This is a genomic window from Inhella proteolytica, from assembly GCF_016093275.1.
GTDB classification, from domain to species: Bacteria; Pseudomonadota; Gammaproteobacteria; order Burkholderiales; family Burkholderiaceae_C; genus Inhella; species Inhella proteolytica.
In genome coordinates, this window is record NZ_JAEDAK010000002.1 from 382,521 (window position 1) to 400,467 (window position 17,947).

Annotated in this window: 11 protein-coding genes and 1 pseudogene; 5 read left to right on the top strand and 7 right to left on the bottom strand. The window is 66.7% G+C overall.

Annotated elements, in window-relative coordinates:
- Positions 1 to 48 precede the first annotated feature (48 nt).
- Positions 49 to 1,065, bottom strand: coding sequence for a TRAP transporter substrate-binding protein (locus tag I7X39_RS04350; protein WP_198109737.1), 1,017 nt, complete (start codon positions 1,063 to 1,065; stop codon positions 49 to 51).
- A 130-nt stretch (positions 1,066 to 1,195) separates the two neighbouring features.
- On the opposite strand from I7X39_RS04350, the gene I7X39_RS04355 reads away from it, so the two are divergent.
- Positions 1,196 to 3,046: a sensor histidine kinase gene (locus I7X39_RS04355; protein WP_198109738.1), complete on the top strand. Its 1,851-nt coding sequence runs from the start codon at positions 1,196 to 1,198 to the stop codon at positions 3,044 to 3,046.
- Complete coding sequence (locus tag I7X39_RS04360; RefSeq protein ID WP_198109739.1) at positions 3,043 to 3,654, top strand: response regulator transcription factor; 612 nt, start codon at positions 3,043 to 3,045, stop codon at positions 3,652 to 3,654. Before I7X39_RS04355 ends, I7X39_RS04360 begins: the two co-directional genes overlap by 4 nt.
- Positions 3,655 to 3,689: 35 nt before the next feature.
- Here I7X39_RS04360 and I7X39_RS04365 read toward each other — a convergent pair whose 3' ends face one another.
- The gene (locus I7X39_RS04365; RefSeq protein WP_198109740.1) at positions 3,690 to 8,174 is read right to left on the bottom strand and encodes an Ig-like domain-containing protein; all 4,485 of its coding nucleotides are present in this window, start codon (positions 8,172 to 8,174) and stop codon (positions 3,690 to 3,692) included.
- 28 nt (positions 8,175 to 8,202) lie between these two features.
- The gene (locus I7X39_RS04370) at positions 8,203 to 9,288 is read right to left on the bottom strand and encodes a GNAT family N-acetyltransferase (RefSeq protein ID WP_198109741.1); all 1,086 of its coding nucleotides are present in this window, start codon (positions 9,286 to 9,288) and stop codon (positions 8,203 to 8,205) included.
- 226 nt (positions 9,289 to 9,514) lie between these two features.
- Between I7X39_RS04370 and I7X39_RS23795 the strand changes: the two are divergent.
- Together I7X39_RS23795 and I7X39_RS04380 are read left to right on the top strand one after the other, a co-directional pair.
- Positions 9,515 to 9,685, top strand: a pseudogene (locus tag I7X39_RS23795) (LuxR C-terminal-related transcriptional regulator); the annotation flags it as partial.
- Positions 9,686 to 9,776: 91 nt separating this feature from the next.
- On the top strand, positions 9,777 to 10,937 hold the full coding sequence (locus I7X39_RS04380) for a hypothetical protein (RefSeq protein ID WP_198109743.1): 1,161 nt from the start codon (positions 9,777 to 9,779) through the stop codon (positions 10,935 to 10,937).
- 47 nt (positions 10,938 to 10,984) lie between these two features.
- Here the strand turns inward: I7X39_RS04380 and I7X39_RS04385 are convergent, their stop codons facing one another.
- Entirely contained in the window at positions 10,985 to 11,863 is an 879-nt protein-coding gene (locus I7X39_RS04385; RefSeq protein WP_198109744.1) for an alpha/beta hydrolase, read from the bottom strand.
- Between the two features lie 68 nt (positions 11,864 to 11,931).
- Entirely contained in the window at positions 11,932 to 12,549 is a 618-nt protein-coding gene (locus I7X39_RS04390) for a TetR/AcrR family transcriptional regulator (RefSeq protein WP_198109745.1), read from the bottom strand.
- Between the two features lie 135 nt (positions 12,550 to 12,684).
- Here I7X39_RS04390 and I7X39_RS23605 point away from each other — a divergent pair, with 135 nt between their 5' ends.
- A complete protein-coding gene (locus I7X39_RS23605) occupies positions 12,685 to 14,382 on the top strand; it encodes a methyl-accepting chemotaxis protein (protein ID WP_198109746.1) in 1,698 nt (565 codons plus the stop codon).
- Between the two features lie 27 nt (positions 14,383 to 14,409).
- Here I7X39_RS23605 and cobA read toward each other — a convergent pair whose 3' ends face one another.
- Complete coding sequence (gene cobA, locus I7X39_RS04400; protein WP_198109747.1) at positions 14,410 to 15,213, bottom strand: uroporphyrinogen-III C-methyltransferase; 804 nt, start codon at positions 15,211 to 15,213, stop codon at positions 14,410 to 14,412.
- Complete coding sequence (locus I7X39_RS04405) at positions 15,210 to 17,945, bottom strand: nitrate reductase (protein ID WP_198109748.1); 2,736 nt, start codon at positions 17,943 to 17,945, stop codon at positions 15,210 to 15,212. The genes cobA and I7X39_RS04405 overlap by 4 nt, the downstream gene beginning before the upstream one ends.
- Positions 17,946 to 17,947: the final 2 nt, after the last annotated feature.

Below are 17,947 nucleotides of genomic sequence, written 5' to 3' on the forward strand. Positions count from 1 at the left end.
GGGGACCCCGGCGCGCGGCCGGGGTCGTGCGAGATCCAGCTCCGGCGTTCAAAGCTTCGAAGGGTCGAAGCCGGTTTCCTTGTAGACAGCATTCAGGGTTTCCTGGCCGATGCGCGAGGCCATCTCCTGGTGCACCTTGACCAGCGCCTTCTTCATCGCCTGACGCTCGGCCACGCTGAGCGCGTGCACCTGGCTCTTGCCGCTGGCCTTGACCTTCTCCAGCGCGGCGTCGTTCTCTTCCTTGGCGATGCGGTTGGCGTAGGCCGTGCTCTCGGTCATCGCCTGCTCCAGCTTGCCGCGCACATCGGCCGGCAGGCCGTCCCAGAACTTCTTGTTGGTGATCACCGCATAGCCCAGGTAGCCGTGGTCGCTCAGCGTCACATGCTTCTGCACCTCGTGCATCTTCTGGGTGTAGAGGTTGCTGTGCGGGTTCTCGGTGCCGTCCACCACGCCGGTCTGCAGCGCCTGGTAGACCTCGGAGAAGGCCATCACCTGCGGCAGGGCGCCCAGGGCGCGCATCTGCGATTCCAGCACCTTGCTGGATTGGATGCGCAGCTTCTGGCCCTTGAAGTCATCCAGGCTCTTGAGCGGCTTGTTGGCGCTGAAGGACTTGAAACCGTTGTCCCAGAACGCCAGGCCCTTGATGCCGCGGCCCTCCAGCTTGCCCAGCAGCATCTTGCCCACCGGGCCCTGGGTGACTTTGTGCAGCTCCTCGTAGTTGTCAAAGATGAAGGGCAGGTCGAAGACCTCAAACTCCTTCGCGCCGAGCGGCCCGAACTTGGCGAGCGAGGGCGCGAGCATCTGCACGGCGCCGAGCTGCAGCGCCTCCATCTCTTCCTTGTCCTTGTAGAGCGTGCTGTTGGCGTACACCTCGACCTTGACCTTGCCGCCCGTCAGCTCGGCCGCGCGCTTGGCGAAGAAGTCGGCCGCCTTGCCCTTGGGCGTGTCGTTCGCCACCACATGGCTGAACTTGATGACGATCGGGGCTTGGGCCCAGCTCAGTCCGGCCGCCAGCAGGGCGGTGCTGAGGATGGCCAGGCGGCGGGTGCGGGCGAACAGGCTCATGACGGTCTCCGTGGATGGAATGGGGTGACGGCGATTGTGGAAATTCGGACGCCGCCGCGTCAGTTGTGGACTTCCACATTTCTGCCGCCGCCGTGCCCTTGCGGCCACTGGCCCTGCGTAGAGTGGCGCCATGCCCGCCCTGCCCCGTCTGCTGCTTCGCCTGCTGCGCCGCGGCCTGTGGGCCCTGCCGGCTCTGCTGGCCCTGGTGTTCGTGGCCGCCGTGCTGGCCTGGGCGCTGGCGGACGAAGCCGCCGAGCGCGAGCGCGAGCGCCAGACCCTGATTGCCGACGCGCTGAGTGCCGCCACGCCGCTGCGCGCCCAGCTGGCGCTGGAGCGCGCCGCGCTGCGCAACCTGGCCGCCACGCTGCGCGAGCGCCCCGACGCCCTGCTGGGCGCCCAGCCCGAGGTCGAGGCCGGCCTGCAGGGCCTGTGGACCGGCATCACCTGGCTGGACGGCGACAACCGCGTCAAGGAGCAGCTGCCGCTGCAGCCGCGCCGCAATGAAGGCCTGAGCCTGCACCTGCAGCAGCCCCTGCCGCAGGGCAGCCTGGTGTTGCGCTACAGCCCCGCCCAGCTGCTCAAGCAGGCCCTGCCCTGGTGGCTGGCGCGCCGCTACGACGTGCAGATCATTGACGGCAACGAGCAGGTCATCGCAGCCCTGACGCACGCGCCGGTGCGCATGGAGGCCGACACCCGCCCCAGCTACCGCGTGGCCCTGGACGACAGCGCGCCCGACGCCAGCCTGGAACTGATCCTGCGCGAGCCGAGTCCGGCCGGCCTGCGCCCGCTGGTGGGCGTGCTGATCGCCGGTTTCATCCCCCTCAGCATGGCCGCGAGCTGGGGCCTGCGCCGCCAGATGCAGCGCGTGCAACGCGCCGAAGCGCGCTGGCGCGCCGAAGCCGCCTGGCGTGCCGCGGTGGAGAACAGTGCCCTGGTGGGCCTGCGCGCCCGTGATGCCGGCGGCCGCCTGCTTTCCGTCAACCGCACCTTCTGCGAGCTGGTGGGCTTCAGCGAGGCCGAGCTGGTGGGCCGCGCGCCGCCCATGCCCTACTGGCCGCCCGACGCCATCCAGGAGGTGATGCAGCGCAGCGAGCGCAGCCTGGCCGGCCAGGCGCCGCGCGAAGGCTACGAGGCGCGCTGGCGCCACCGCAGTGGCCGCGAGCTCGATGTGCTGGTGTTCGAGTCGCCGCTGGTGGATGCGGCCGGCCAGCAGATCGGCTGGCTGGGCACCATCCTCGACATCACCGAGCGCAAGCGTCTGGCCGAGCGCGAAGCGCGGCAGGTCGAGGCCCAGGCCCAGGCTGCGCGCCTGACCATGCTGGGCGAGGTGGCCTCCACGCTGGCGCATGAACTGAACCAGCCGCTCACGGCGATTGCCAGCTACAACGCCGGCGTGCTCAATTCCCTGCAGCGCCTGGGCGTGGCGGACGCACCGGTGCTGGGCGCGCTGCAGCGCCTGGGCGAGCAGGCCGCGCAGGCCGGACGCGTGGTGCAGCGCATCCGCCAGTTCCTGACCCGCCACGAGCCGCAGCTGGAACCCTGCGCGCTGAACCCGGTGCTCGAATCGGCCCTGGCCCTGCTGGCCAAGGAGTTCCAGCGCCGCGGCATCGAGGTTGACGTGCAGCTGGACGCCGCCCTGCCCGCCGTGCAGGCCGACGCCGTGCTGATCGAGCAGGTCGCCATCAACCTGCTGCGCAATGCCGCCGACGCCCTGCTCGATCAGCCCGGCGCGCGCCAGGTCCGGCTCAGCAGCCGGCGCGCCGGGGGCTTCGTCATCGTCGACGTCTGCGACAACGGCCCAGGCCTGGCCGGACGCGCACCCGAGGCCCTGTTCGCGCCCTTCTACAGCACCAAGCCCGAGGGCATGGGCATGGGCCTGGCGATCTGTCGATCCATCATCGAGGCGCATCATGGCGTGCTAGACGCCGGCACCGCCACCCTGGGCGGTGCGCGCTTCTCCTTCAGCCTGCCCTGCCCATGAACGCCGACGACGCCCTGGTCTATTTGGTGGACGACGAAGACGCGGTGCGCGACGCCCTGGCCTTCCTGCTCGGCTCGCGCGGCCTCACGGTGCGCAGCTTTGCCAGCGGCCCCGAGCTGCTGGCCGCACTGGACGGCGAACGCACGCCCCCGCTGGGCGTATTCCTGCTCGATGTGCGCATGGAGCCCCTGAGCGGCACCCGGCTGCACGACGAGCTACTGGCGCGCGGCCTGCACAACCCGGTGCTGTTCCTGACCGGCCATGGCGACATCCCAATGGTCGTCGCCGCCCTCAAGAAGGGCGCTTTTGACTTCCTGGAGAAGCCCTACAGCGACAACGCCCTGGTGGACCGCATCGAGCAGGCGCTGGCCGTGGCCCGCGCGATGCGCAGTGAGGGCTCGCGCTGCGCCGAACGCCAGGCACGCCTGGGCAGCCTGACGGAACGCGAGCGCGAGGTCATGCAGCGCGTGGCGGCCGGCAAACTGAACAAGGTGATCGCCGACGAGCTGCATGTCTCGGTGCGCACGGTGGAGGTGCACCGGGCGCGGGTGTTCGCCAAGCTGGGCGTGCGCTCGGCGGCGGAGCTGGCAACGTTGCTGGCGAGCTGAGAGCCTCCGATCACATCCCTTGCAGGGTCCTGAGCTCAGGGGCCGACAGGCTCATATTCCAGCCCCTGCTGGAACAATCCGATCAGATTGATCTGGATGGCCGTGAGCTCCAGGAGGCAAGCCTGGCTCACCAGGGCGGCCGCGCTCTGGGAGCCGGATTCGATCAAGTCGCTGAAGTGCCTCAGTTCCTCCGCCTGCGCAGACCTCCCTACGACGTTGTTGAAGACATGGCCAACCAGGGCAGACGCGGAATCACCCCCTGCGAGCTGCTTGAACAGCGGTTGCGCCAGCGCCAAGCGCACCAGTTCCTCCGTACCGAGGCCCTGGTCGGCCGCCTGAATGGCCAGCCCCATCAGCTCCCGGTTGGTCAAGAAGCTCGGTCCGAAGACAGCGCCAACCACCCGCGCGGCCATGCCCGCCGCACCATGCAAGTCCAGCGCGACGGCCAGATCACTGAAGTGAACGCGCTCCACCTGGACGAGCTTCTTGGTGCCATCGCTCGGGTGCCGCACGGTCCAGCTTTGCCCCACTGCCTGAAGCTGATGTTCGCTGCGCGGCCCGGACAACACCACATGGTCCAGGCCACTTCCGCCGTCGATTTGGTCATTGCCCTTGCCGGGCTCCACCCAATCGTCGCCCTCCATGGCGAAGTAGTTGTCCCAGCCCGGGAACCCCGGCATGCGATCGGCGCCGGCCGTGCCCTTGAACTGGTCTTGAACACTCCATACGGTGAGCGTCACCGGGAAGCGGACCTCGGCCCCCATCCCATCCCGTGCACTCAGTTGCAGCACCTGCTGCCCGTTCCAATTGACAGGGGGCTTGTAGGTCAGGGTGCCAGACGTGGTCAGCGTAGCCTCGCCGTACTCGGCGGGTGCCACCAGGTGATAGCTCAAGGTGTCGCCATCGGGGTCTTTGGCGTAAGCCACACTGCCGCTGAAGCTGGCGTCCTCCATAAGTTCGCGTTGCAGGCCAGAGGCGGTGGGCGCCCCATTCACTGCGCTGACCGAGAAATCTTGACCGGGCGCCTTGGCCAAGCCAAGCAGGGCATTGCCATCCAGATCGAGCACCGCGCCCGCCGTCAGGCCCAGTTCGTAGCGACCCGGCGTCAGGTCGGCTCCAGGATTGACTATCAGCTTGTTGCCGTCGACCGACACTTGGCGGCTGTCCGAGGCAGCAATCGTTCTCAGCTCCCCGGTCGTCAAGTTGCGCAGCTCGATGGCCCCAGAGCCCGCCTTGATGGGCTCATCAAACAGCAGGGCGAGGTTGGTATTGCGTGCGGCGGGCACAGTCAAGGCGGCCAGATCCAGGGACTTCAGCGCCGGCGGACGCTGATCCATTTCGCGCGCGCTCACCTGGTAGCTGCCCAACCCTGTACCGGCTGCCACAGCAATGAAATAGGTGCCCGTGTAAGTGGCCGCATGGCTCAGCACGCGTGAGCCATCGCTGAGCTGGCTCGTCGTCGCAGCGATAGCCTGCAAGAAGGGATCGACCAAGGACAGAGCGGGTATCGCGTCCCGGCCAAAGCCGGACGGGGTCAACTGAAAGCTGTACTGGGCCCCAGCCTTGAGTTCCACCTGAAACCAATCGACATCGCGCGCTGCCTCCACCCGGCCGTTGGCCGCTCGCTCATTCACAAGCACCCTGCCAGACCCTGCTGAGCGGGCAGCGTGGTCGTCGCTGGTTACCGTGGTAAAGCTGAGCGCCGTCCGGTCCTGAACCCCCGCAAAGCGGTTCCCGCTCGAGTCCGTCACGGCCCCCTCGTCGATCAGCCAGTAGACAGAGGCACCGAGCGGCAGTTCGTCCTTCGGCCTGAGCACCACCTTGCTGCCCATCCATTCCACCCGCGCCGAATCGCGGGCGTCAAGGGTCTGAAGCAGATTACCTGATTGACCATACAACCTGAAACTGCCCGCACCAGCCCTGATCGGTTCAGAAAAATCGAACTCGAAACTTGAGTTGCGCGCCAGCTGGGTCGCATTATCCATTGGCCGGCTGCCAACCAGCGTGGGCCCACGCAAATCGGCCTCATCGAAGACAATCCGGTAGCCCCCAGCACTCCCATTCAAACCTTCCACAATCACAAGGTGGTAATCAGTTTGACTGGCCTTCCAGCGCATCACAATATCACCGTTGGCTTCGGCTTGCGCACTGGTCATCTGCTGCAAGAAGTTGGTTCCGAGCTTGAGACTGACCTTGACCGCGCCCAGCGGGTTAGTGCCCGCCCCGGCGATACGAATTTCATAGCCGTAGCCTGCAACCGGTCTAAAGGAAAATATATCGGTGTCACGCGACCATTCAATTTCCCCCTGCAAGGGCTCACCCAGGTCCAGCGAGCGGCCCAGGCCATCGTCATCACGGGGGAATGTATCGACGCTCTGAACGTCCATCGCAGATACCTGATAGGCACCACTTGATTGCTTGGTGCCGGAGACATCCAGGTAATAAGTGCCACTTGCGGGCGCGCGATAGAAAATGTGCGCACTACTCGATTTACCTCCAAAATCGTCATTCTCTGCGATCATGGTGGAATCTGGACCGCGTAGGCGCAAGATCGGATTGACGGCCTGCGATCCGAAAGTGGATGCCGGGTTCGCCGACAACAAATACTCGATCCCCGCCACCAAGCTCACCGCGTAGCGGTCGGTGTCCCCAAAGTATTCGATGTCCCCTGCATGCTGCTTGCCTACTTGAAGAGGCGAACTCGCACCCTGCCGCACATCATCGCGAATCGGCAGGCTGTAGACTCCCAACGAATAATTACCATACTCACCCTGTCGCGCCTGAAGCGCCAGCTTGAACAATCCATCCACCGGCGCTTGAAAATACAGGCTTTGCCCGGAAGGGGAAAACTGAAAACCCGGATGAAAGACCTCGCCACTCGGCAGAGACAGCTTCAGCATCACCCCCTTCAAGTCACCGGAACTCGGCAGGGAAACGTTGAGGCCGTAATTCATTCCAGCCTGAAGGCGAACCTCGAAATAATCGATGTCACCGGGTATCTCAACCCTTCCAGGATTCAGCTGGTCTCCAAGTGAAATCAATCCGGGGCGGTCTAGTGGATAGTCGTCCTGCGGCTGCGAGGAAGTCCGTACCGCGCTGATCTGATAGTCCCCAATCCAGGAAGCGCCCAGCGTAACGAAATGAGTCCCGCTCAGGGCAGCTACAAAACTCAAGACAGTGGACTTGTCAGACTCCGCGCTTTCGAGCTTGGCGATGAGCTTTCCACCGGGGTCAATCACCCGCAGATCGGTCTGTGGCGGCCCTTCTGTACCTTTCGGACGCAGGATCAGGGCATAGGTTTCACCTTGAACCAGAGTAATCCGGAACTTCTCCTCATCAAGTATGTGGTCCATACGGCCTGATAAGGCATTCCCACCCAGCGCCATCGTGTCAACCTGACCGGGCGGGCGATCATCCCCAAGCTCGGTCAATTGCATGCGATAGGAGCCCAGGTAGGACTCCGGAGTCTCCCCGGCCAGTCGGACAAAGCCAGGGGTTATATATACAGTCCCGGTCTGCTCGGCCACAAACTCCCAGACGGCCGTATTCGTCGTGCGAAAACTATGGGAAGGCAACTGTTTGCCCATTGAATCCTGGGCGAACATTTGCGGATAGGCTGCAGCATCGGCGGCGACCTTGACCATGACGAATTGATAGTAGTAGCCTGCCTTCAACTCGGCGCGAAACACATCGCGATCACCAAAATAATCCAGCGCACCGGGGATTACTCCCTCCGGTGTCAGCAAGGTCGCGAGATCCCGCTCATTTCCATGATCATCCGGCATAGCAGGACCCTTCGGCGTGCGAAAAGTCCAAGTGCTAGTATCATTTGCAAAGTCTCGGCCGGCGATGTTTTCAACAAATCCACGTGACAGTTTCAGATCAAACTCCGCATCGGGCCGGATGGCAAAATTCAGTGGCACATAGACGTTCGAACCCTCCACACGGATGCCATTTGCAAAAGCAGTTGAAATCGTTAGCTTCTGCGGCGCACTTTTGCCGTCGCCGCGCACCTCCAGGGTCAAACTCCCAGTACCCAGCAGCACCGGCTCATTGAATCGCAGCAACAGTTCGAGCTGCCCGGATGCGTTTCGCAGCGCTGCTAAGCCTTCGAGCGAAGGGATCACACCCGTGTAATTCGGCGCGGCCAGTGTGTAGGCACCGGTCGCCCCATTGGATGCGCTCACGGCGAGGTAGTACTCTCCACTCGTTGGCACTTGGATACTCGAACCGGAGAATTGGACAGCTGCAGGCTGCAACCCAGCATCCATCAGTTTTACCGACATACCGGGAATCCCAGACCATACGAAGTTGTATACCCTATCCCTCTGCAGGTACACAGAAACAAGATCGACTTCACCAGAAACGGATAATTCACCTTTAATTGTTCGCGCATCCTCAGTGAGTCTTGGCGGAGAGGTCACTGTCGATGCGCCCTGTTTCATCGCTTCGGCCCCACCCCAAGAAGCAGGCGTGTTGCCAGCAACAGCAAAGCGATCAAAGTCTTTTTCATTGAACATTTGTTGAGTCTCCCTATGAATTTATCGTTCAACGCAATAGATCAGCGGATTCTTTGTGCAGCGGGGCGCGGTATCGCCAGCGCGCCAGCATTTTCCTGAGCTTAGGATGAGCTGCATATTCATCACGCAGTAATCCATTGACGTAAAGGTTTACAGGCCCTGCACTTGTCTGAATATGCGCGCGCAGCAGCCCCTCCTGGACAAAGCCAAGGTGCAGGGTGTTGGCCTGGGCTTCCAAGTTGTCGGCATACACATGACTGACCAGCTTGGCTAGGCCCAGGCGCTCAAAGCCAAACTGCATGGCTGCAAGGGTGGCCTGCAGCCCCAACGACAAGTTGCGCGGCACGCCTGGCAGGCCAACCAGGAGCTCGGCGCGCGAGTTGCCGAAATCCATGTCCACCAAGGCCGCCAGGCCCAGGGGGCGGCCCTGCGGTCCCTGCACCAGCCAATCGCGACGGCGCACCTCATGTGGGGGGCGTTTGGCACGCCAAAGAAAGCGCCGCAAGTCCGCTGGTTCACTACCCTGGAAGCGGTGATAGCGGCGCATGAAGTCCGCATCGCGAAAACAGTCAGCCAGGAAGGGCAGGTCGCTGGCTTCTGGCAGGCGCAGGGTCAAGGCTCCCAAATGCACGGGGCGCCACCAGGCAGTCGCCAGATCGTCCCAGACAGCCTGGACGCGAGCGGACCACTTCAGTCCCTCAGCCTTGGCCAGCGCACAGGCGTGCTGGGCTACGGCCCCAGCCTCTTCCCATCGATCGTGTGCCGTCAGGGCCAGCGCCAGTTTTTCCAGCACGAGACAAGACCTCGGCGCAAGAGCCCTGAGCGCAAGCGCCACGTCCAAAGCCTCGCGCGCTTCACCCTCATCCAGCAGCGCCTGCGTCAGGTTGACCGCGTACATCAAGTTGTCAGGCTGGAGCGCGCAAGCACGTCGCCAGTCTGCGAGCGCACTGGTTCCGGCCGCCACGCTTCGATCTTCCAGAGTCCGGAGCAGTGCTCTGGCCGCAAACTCGTCGGCAGTGCTCGGCGATTTGCGCGCGAAATAGGTGTTGACGCTTGTCCAGTCGCCCCTGCGAACCCACTCCAGCACAGGCAAACCTGCCGGCTCCTGGTTCATATCGCTCCCTCGGATCGTGCAGCCAAGGCCCTCTTTGGGGGCTTGCGCAGCAAAAAGTTGGGCATTCTGCCGCCGCGCCGGGATCTGTTCGCCAGCTCGCGGAGGCCTCCGCCGTTTGGAATGGGAGCGTGGTTTGCCGAAGCGACGCGCTGGTCGGCCGCATCAAACAGACCCTGGCCTTTGCACCAGGCGGCCCAGTGAGAACTCTTGCAGCGCCAAGCGTTGGGCCCGGCTGAGCAGCCCGACAGAATGCAAAGCCACGCAGCGCGTGGCTCCCGGCATGCTCAACAAGCTGATCGCCGATGAGCCGCATGTCTCCGTGCGGACGGTGGATGTACACCGGGCGCGTGTGTTCGCCAAGCTAGGCGTGCGCTCGGCGGCGGAGCTTGCGACCTAGCTGGCGAGCTGAGCCCACAACCACCGCAACAACTGTTTACCGCCGACGGTCCGGAAGGGGCAAAGTTCCAGGGTTTCCCTGGAGCACCGTCATGAAAGCCTTGCACACCCTCAGCCTTCTCAGCCTCGCCATCCTTCTGAGCGCCTGCGGTGGCGGTCGCGAACCGGAGACGACGCCACAAGCTGTGCGAGACCTGGTGACCGCCATGCATGACCAGGGCGGCAGTGCAGGCCCGAACCGCCGGGCCCAGGCGCAGACCGCGGTCGGCGCCAAGGAACTGCTGGACTGGGCCGAATACCGGTACGCCGAAAGCTTCCCCAAGGGGCCGGCCAGCATCAGCCTGGACTACCAGGGCGTGACCTACACCGTGCGCGCCTACCCCAATGGCAACTACCTCGGGGTCACCGAAGACGGCGGCATCTACGGCCTCGGGCCATTCACGAACAACAACCTGCGCGGCTTCGGTCGCATCGCCGACTACGTGAGCCAAATCCAGGCCGACAGTTGCTACGTCTACCCGGATACCTGCCCGACCAATCCGCCCAACAACACCCTGAACGGCTGCACCATGGCCGCGTCCGACGCGCTGAAGCTCGGCAACCGGCTCAAGCTGGAGTACACGGTCAGCACCACGGGTGACGCGGCCAGCACCGGCCAGTACACCTTGGATACCCTGGTTGCCCAGCACACTCCGTTCGCCGGTTCCAGTGCGGTTCAGAGCACCTACACCCTCTCCGGAAGCTCGACGGCAGCGGGCGTCACCACGCTCAGCACGATCGCGGGCAAAGATTACGCGCAGGAAGCAGCCTATGGGTTGATCCTGAACCTGGGCGACGAGGTGGAGTCGGACATCCGCACGCCGCAAGGCAATCTGCAGAGCACGGTACGCACCGTGTATGCACCGGCCTATCTGAACAGCGAGTTCACGTTGCTACCGGGCCAGTCGCTCACCCGCACGGTCGGCGCACGGGTAACCAGCTCCAGCGTCATCAACGGAGTCCCGACTCAGGCCACGGAACGCGACCAAAGCCACACCGAAACCGTGACCTACGAGCTGCGCGAGAACATCAGCGTCCTGGGGCGCAGCTACGACAGTTGCCGCTACCGCGAAACGCGCGCCAACTCCAATGAGGTGACCACCACCTGGTATCTGTACGGCAAGGGCATTCCGGTGCGTACGCGCGTCGTGGGCAGCGGCAGCGAAGAACTGACGGAACTCAAGAGCGGCAGCCTGAACGGCACACCGCTCTGAAGCGCGGCGGCAGGCCCCGCTGCGTCAGCGGGCCGACGCCGCCGGACTCACTGCGCGGCCAGATGCCGCTCTACCTGCTGCAACACCCAGCCGTCCTGCAGCACGCGCCGGTGCCCCAGACCCTCGGTGCGCAGGAGCACGGCCTGTGCAGCGCCCTCGGCCATGGCGGCGCTGCCAGCAAGGGGGGCGGTGCGGTCGGCGTGGTCATGCACGAGCAGCGTGGGTTGCTTCAAGCGCGGGGCCAGCCAGGCAGGGTCAAACTGGGCCATCTCCACGCCCACGCGTTGCTCGATGCGGCGTTGCATGCGCTCGGCCAAGGCCTCGCCCACCCCCATGGCGGCGGCAAACCAGCTCAGGAACAGCCGCGGCGGCGGTGCCAGTGCGATCAAAGCGGCGCGCTGCACCGGCAGGCCTCGCGCCATGGCATGGGCGCTGGCCACCGCACCGAGTGAATGGGCCACAACGCCTTGCCAGGGACCAAAGCGCGCAGTGACGGCGAACAGGGCCCGCACCCATTGCCCCAGGTTGGTGCGCCAGCCTCCCGCACGACCGTGCGCGGGGAGATCCAGCAGCACCGGCGCCAGACCCGCGGCCAGCAGCCGATCCCCCTGCGCCCGCAGTTGTTGGGCGTCACCCGCCCAGCCATGTACCAGCAGCACGCGCGGCGCGTCGGGCAGGGCATCGGCGCGCTGCCACACACCGAGGTGCCCGTTCTCGAAGGGCAGTTCACTGAGAGTCCAGGGCGCCGGAACCGGCCGGCCGCGCGCCAGGCGCTTGGTGGGCAGGGGCGTGAAGAACAGGCCCAGCGCCAAGCGCGTGCTGAGCCGCGGAGCCAGTCGATCCAGGCCACGCAGCAGGCGGGCCACGGCACGCGCCGGCGCACTGGTGAAGAAGGCCGCCGCCGGGTTGGGATGAGTGAGTTGCATGTTTCGCTCCACTTCGCACGATCGTGCGCTAAAAGGTTAAAAGAAGGCCCGTGCGCGCAAGGTCTCGCTCAAGGCTTGGCGGGTTGGGGCTGACTGGCCCGCAGCAGCCGCTGCCAGGCGGTCCAGGCGCGTGCCGGGGCATTCGGGTCGCGCAGGAAGCGGGCGTCGCGCAGCAGGCCGGTGAAGAGCGCATCCATCTCAAACACCATCTGCACCGAGTCCACCTCGGGTGCCAGGTGACCGGCTTCGATGGCCTGCTGCACGGTGCGGCGCAAGGCCGCGCGCCAGCGCTGCACGCCATCCAGCAGCTGATCACGCACCGGCCCCTCGCGGTCGTCGTACTCGAAGGCACCTGCGCAGTACAGGCAGCCATGGCCCTGGGCCAGATCGCCGGCACGCTTGATCCACAACTGCATGATGGCGTTCAGTCGCGGCAGGCCCCGGGGCTCACGCATCGCGGGCGTGAAGACGGCCTGCAGGAAGCGACGGTCGTATTCCTGGATCACCGCCAGCTGCAGGGCCTCGCGCGAGCCCACGCGCGAGAACACCCCACTCTTGGACAGCGCGAGCCGCTTGGCCAGTTCCCCGATGCTCAGGCTCTCCAGCCCTTCGTCAATCGCCATCTGCAGAGCGGTATCCACGATGGCCTGCAGGGTCAGCTCGCTGCGCTCGGTCTTGGCTTCCATGGTCCCACTTTAGTACGACCGTGCGAAATATGCAAAGCCGGTTTCACGGCGGTACCGACGAACCCCTCGTGCAAACCCTATGCGAGCCGACCCGCGTGCTCCCTAGAGTCAGATGAACACCCTGGGGAGCTGCACATGGATTGGTTGAAGCAAGTTCGCATTGGGCCGCGCCTGGCCCTCGCTTTCGGCGTCATCCTGGCGCTGTTGATCCTGGTGGCGGTGCTGGGCCGCATCGGCCTGAGTCGGGTCAATGCCGGTCTGGAGACCGTCTACCTGGACCGCACCGTGCCGCTGCAGCAGCTGGGCGACATCAGCCGCCTGACGGTGCGCAACCGTTTCCTGCTGGCGGAAATGATGCTTCGGCCCGAACCCGCGTTGATCGAGAAGCATGCCAAGGAGATGAGCGAGAACATCAAGGCCATCGACGAGCTGCAGAAGGCTTACCTGGCCACCTCGCTGACGGAAGAGGAGAAACAACTGGCCGAGCGCTACGTGACGGCGCGCACGGCCTACGCCCAGCAGGGCCTGGTTCCGGCGCGCGCGGCCTTGCTGGCCGGAGACATGCAAGCCGCGCGGCAGGTGTACGACGGCAAGGTGAACGAGATGGCGCCCGCCGTGGCCGCTTCGCTCGCGGCGCTGGTCAAACTTCAAGTCACCGAGGCCAAGAAGGAGTACGACAACGCCAAGGCCATCGAAGTGCAGGTCGAATGGGTATCGCTCATTGCGGCCCTGGTCGCTCTCAGCCTCGGCAGTTGGCTGGGCTGGTGGATCACCCGCTCGATCACCCAGCCGGTATCCAGCGCGGTCGACCTGGCCGAGAAGGTGGCCGCCGGCGACTTGCGCACCGAGATCGATGTGCGCGGGCGCGACGAGGTGGCGCAGTTGCTGCGCTCGCTCGGTCAGATGAACGAGAGCCTGGTGAAGATCGTCAGCCAAGTGCGGCATAGCTCCGATTCCATTGCCACCGGCTCGGCCGAGATCGCCACGGGCAATGCCGATCTGTCGCAGCGCACCGAAGAGCAGGCCTCCAACCTGCAGCAAACCGCGGCCTCGATGGAGCAAATGAGCGCCACGGTGAGGCAAAACGCCGACATCGCCCGCACCGCGACCCAGTTGGCCACCTCGGCCAGCGGCGTGGCCGCCAAGGGCGGCGAGGTGGTGGGTCGCGTCGTCAACACCATGGACGAGATCACCAGCAGCTCGCGCAAGATCGTCGACATCATCGGCACCATCGACGGCATCGCCTTCCAGACCAACATCCTGGCGCTGAATGCGGCCGTGGAGGCCGCCCGTGCCGGCGAACAGGGGCGCGGCTTTGCGGTGGTGGCAGGTGAGGTGCGCGTGCTGGCGCAGCGCAGTGCCGAGGCGGCCAAGGAGATCAAGAGCCTGATCAGCCAGAGTGTGGAGAAGGTCGATACCGGCTCGGCTCTGGTGGCCGAGGCCGGCGCCACGATGGGCGAAATCGTGGCCCAGGTGCGGCGCGTGGCCGATCTGATCGGCGAGATCGATGCCGCCAGCGGCGAGCAGGCCAAGGGCATCGGCCAGGTCAGCGAGGCCGTGAACCAGTTGGACCAGGTGACGCAGCAAAACGCCGCGCTGGTCGAGGAATCGGCCGCCGCGGCCGAAAGCCTGAAGCACCAGGCCGCCAAGCTGGCCGAGGTGGTGGACGTGTTCAAGCTGCGCGAGGCCCACGCCCAGCGCGCGGCCGCCGCACCGGCCCTGCGCCCGCGTGCGGCACCTACTCCCCGTGCGGCCGCCGCACCCGCCGCCGCCCCCCGGATGGCGCCGCAAACCGCCGCCGCGGGCGCGGGTGGCGATTGGGAATCGTTCTGACGCTCTGAGAGCCGGCGGAAGGCGCCGCTAGCGAGCGGCCGCCCGCCGCATACGCCCCACAGGCCGGCGCTCGGCACACTCCCCAGCGCCAGCCTGAACCGCTTCCACAAGCTCTGAGGCCCGGGCCGCCACCGCACCAATCACCAGCAGCGCCGGGCTCGCCAGGGTCTCGCGCTGCACGGTGTCGGCCAGTTCCTCCAGCCGACAGCCGGCGTGGCGCTGCCGACTGGTGTGGGCGGCGCTGACCACCGCTGCCGGCGTGTGCCGGTCCAGGCCGGCGGCGATCAGGCGCTGCTGCAGTTCGGCGCAGCGCGCCACGCCCATGTAGATCACCAGGGTCAGACCGCTGCGTGCCAGCGCATCCCAATCGGGCTCACGGCAACCCTCGCCGGCATGACCGGTGACCAGGATCACGCCCGGGCTGTGGCGCCGGTCGGTGACCGGAATGCCCACCGCCGCCGGGCCGGCGATGCCGCTGGTCAGGCCGCTGACGACCTCGACCTCCAGGCCGGCGGCGCGCAGCGCGTCGACCTCCTCGCCGCCACGGCCGAACACGAAGGGGTCGCCGCCCTTGAGGCGCACCACGCGCTGGCCCGCGAGCGCCTCGCGCAGCATCAGCGCGTGGATGAAGTGCTGGTCCGTCGAGATGCAACCGCCGCGCTTGCCCACGCGCAGCAGCCGGCCCTTCACCAAGGCCAGCACGCGCGGGTCGATAAGGTCGTCGGCCAGCACCACGTCGGCGGCCTCGATGCGCTTGAGCGCGCGCAGGGTCAGCAGTTCGGGGTCGCCGGGGCCGGCGCCGACCAAAGCGACAGGGTGGGTGGTGATCATGCGGGCACTCCTTCACTCATCAGACGACGCAGTGCGGGCAGGCAGGAGCCGCATTGCGTGCCGCACTTCAACTCGGCCTGCAGCGTGGCCAGGCTGCCGTCACCGCGGGCCAGGCAGGCGCGAATCTGGTCCTCGCGCACGTCGAAGCAGTTGCAGACCTGCGGGCTGCGCGGCGCGCTCAGCAGCTCGGCCGGCGGCGCGCCGGGGCTGAGCAGCCAGCGGCCCAGCGGCGCGGCGCGCTGGCCCTCCCGCCACAGCGGCTGCAGCCAGGCGGCCTCGTCCTGTTCGCCCACGCGCGCAAAGGCCTGCAACGCGGCCGCATCGCCCTCGCCTTGCAGGCGCAGCAGACGCAGGCGGCCGCGGCCGGCGTCGGCATAGCGGTGCACGCCCGCGCCTTCGAGGCCCACGGCGGCGGTCAGCTGTGCCACCAGCTCCTTCGAGGGCGGTGCGGCCAGCGCGGCTTCGAAGGCCCAGCCTTGCTGGGTCTCATCGGGGCCGGGCACCGGCAGGCATTGGGCGAAGGCGAAGGCGGGCAGCAAGGCGCGCAAACGCTCGCGCAAGGCGGCGCCCTGCGCGGCCGGCACCCAGGCGCAGGCAGAGATCCGCCAGGGCAACTGGGCGGGCTCCACCGCCAGCGCGCTGAACTTCAGCTCGGGCTGCTGCGAATCCGGGCAGCGCACGCCGCTAGTCAGCGCGTTGATGCCGGCGCCGGCCAGGAACTCGCTGCCCCAGTGCATGGGCAAATCGGCCTGACCCGGGGCCACGCCGGCGTCCAGGGCCAGCGGCAGGACGAGTTCGCCGCGCGCGCTCTGCAGGCGCAGCAGCTCGCCCGCCTGCAGGCGGCGGCGCGCCGCGTCCTGCGGGTGCAGCTTCAGCACCGGCGCGCCTTCGTGCGCGAACAGTCCCGGCACGGTGCCGCTGCGGCTCATGGCGTGCCATTGGTCGCGCAGACGGCTGGTGGTGAGCTGCAGCGGGAACTTGGCGCTCGCGCTCTCCGCCGGTGCGCGGTAGGGCGTGGCGATGAAGCGGGCGCGGCCGCTGGGGGTGGCGAAGCGGTGGTCGGTGTAGAGCCGGGCCTTGCCACTTTGTTGATAGGGCCATTGCTGCGGACCGCTGCGTTCCAGCGTCTCGTAGCTCAGGCCGCCGATGTCGAGGTCGCGGCCCAGCGTGGATTCGCGATGCTCCAGCCACAGCGCCTCGGGGCTGTCGGTGGCAGCGAAGAGCGGCGCGCGCTGCGGGTTCAAGGCGGCGTCCAGGCGCAGCGCGGCCTCGCGCACGATGGCCCAGTCCGCACGCGCCTGGCCCGGCGCCGGCACGGCGGCGCGCACGCGGCTGATGCGGCGCTCGCTGTTCGTCACCGTGCCCTCCTTCTCGCCCCAGGTGGCGGCCGGCAGCAGCAGGTCGGCGAAGTCGGCCGTGGCCGTGCCGGCAAAGGCCTCCTGCAGCACGACGAACTCGCAGCGCTGCAGCGCGGCGCGCACAAGCGCCTGGTCGGGCAGGCTCTGCGCGGGGTTGGTGCAGGCAATCCAGAGCGCCTTGATCTCGCCGCGCGCGGCGGCCTCGAACATCGCCATGGCGGTGTGGCCGGGGCCCGGCAACTGCTCGTCTGCGCCCAGGCCCCAAAGGGCAGCCACCTCGGCGCGGTGCGTGGCGTTGGCCGGGTCGCGGTGCCCAGGCAGCAGCGTGGCCATGCCGCCGGATTCGCGCCCGCCCATGGCATTGGGCTGGCCGGTCAGCGAAAAAGGCCCGGCGCCCGGCTTGCCGATCTGGCCGGTGGCGAGGTGCAGATTGATCAGCGCCGTGTTCTTGGCGGTGCCGCTTGAGCTCTGGTTCAGGCCCTGGCAGTACAGGCTCAGGCTGCTGGGCGCGCGGGCGAACCACTCGGCCGCCTGCCAGATCTCCGCCTCCTTCAGGCCGCAGAGCTTGGCGGCGCGCGCCGGGGTCCATTCGCGCACCAGCTCCTTCAGAGCCTCGAAGCCTTCGGTGTGCTCACGGATGAAATCCGCGTCGGTGAAGCCCTGCCAAATGCAGGCATGCAGCAGCGCGTGCATCAGGGCCACGTCGGTGCCAGGCTGGAGTTGCAGATGCAGGTCGGCCAGCTCGGCCGTCTCGGTGCGGCGCGGGTCGATGACGATCAGCTTCTGCCCGGGCCTCTTGGCACGGCCAACTTCCAGGCGACGGAACAGCACCGGGTGGGCCCAGGCCGGGTTGGCGCCGGTGATGAGGATGCAGTCCGCCTGCTCGACGTCCTCGTAGCTGCAGGGCGGCGCGTCGGCGCCCAGGCTCTGCTTGTAGCCCACCACGGCCGAGCTCATGCACAGGCGCGAGTTGGAGTCGATATGCGGCGTCTTCAGCACCCCGCGCGCCAGCTTGTTGAAGGCGCAGTAGTCCTCGGTCAGCAACTGGCCGGAGATGTAGAAGCCGATCGCCGCCGGGCCGTGTTCGCGGTGGATGCGCAGCAGCTCGGCTACAAGGTGCGAGTTGGCCTCGTCCCACTCGATGGGCTGCAAAGCAGCCCCCCGCGCGGCACGCCGCTGCACCTGCAGCAGACGCTGACCCTGGATCACCATCGGGCTGGCGGTGCGGTGCAGGTTCTGGCCCTTGGTGCAGAGCCGGCCGAAGTTGGCCGGGTGCTCCGGGTCCCCGCGCACGCCGGTGATCTGCTGGCCGTCGTGTTCGATGACGACCCCGCAGCCGACGCCGCAGTAGGGGCAGGTGCTGCGGGTTTCCATGC

Bases quoted from the DNA above. Each gene is read 5' to 3' on its own strand.
- I7X39_RS04350 (WP_198109737.1), bottom strand. From the start codon at position 1,065: ATGAGCCTGTTCGCCCGCACCCGCCGCCTGGCCATCCTCAGCACCGCC.
- I7X39_RS04355 (WP_198109738.1), top strand. From the start codon at position 1,196: ATGCCCGCCCTGCCCCGTCTGCTGCTTCGCCTGCTGCGCCGCGGCCTG.
- I7X39_RS04360 (WP_198109739.1), top strand. From the start codon at position 3,043: ATGAACGCCGACGACGCCCTGGTCTATTTGGTGGACGACGAAGACGCG.
- I7X39_RS04365 (WP_198109740.1), bottom strand. From the start codon at position 8,174: ATGTTCAATGAAAAAGACTTTGATCGCTTTGCTGTTGCTGGCAACACG.
- I7X39_RS04370 (WP_198109741.1), bottom strand. From the start codon at position 9,288: ATGAACCAGGAGCCGGCAGGTTTGCCTGTGCTGGAGTGGGTTCGCAGG.
- I7X39_RS04380 (WP_198109743.1), top strand. From the start codon at position 9,777: ATGAAAGCCTTGCACACCCTCAGCCTTCTCAGCCTCGCCATCCTTCTG.
- I7X39_RS04385 (WP_198109744.1), bottom strand. From the start codon at position 11,863: ATGCAACTCACTCATCCCAACCCGGCGGCGGCCTTCTTCACCAGTGCG.
- I7X39_RS04390 (WP_198109745.1), bottom strand. From the start codon at position 12,549: ATGGAAGCCAAGACCGAGCGCAGCGAGCTGACCCTGCAGGCCATCGTG.
- I7X39_RS23605 (WP_198109746.1), top strand. From the start codon at position 12,685: ATGGATTGGTTGAAGCAAGTTCGCATTGGGCCGCGCCTGGCCCTCGCT.
- cobA (WP_198109747.1), bottom strand. From the start codon at position 15,213: ATGATCACCACCCACCCTGTCGCTTTGGTCGGCGCCGGCCCCGGCGAC.
- I7X39_RS04405 (WP_198109748.1), bottom strand. From the start codon at position 17,945: ATGGAAACCCGCAGCACCTGCCCCTACTGCGGCGTCGGCTGCGGGGTC.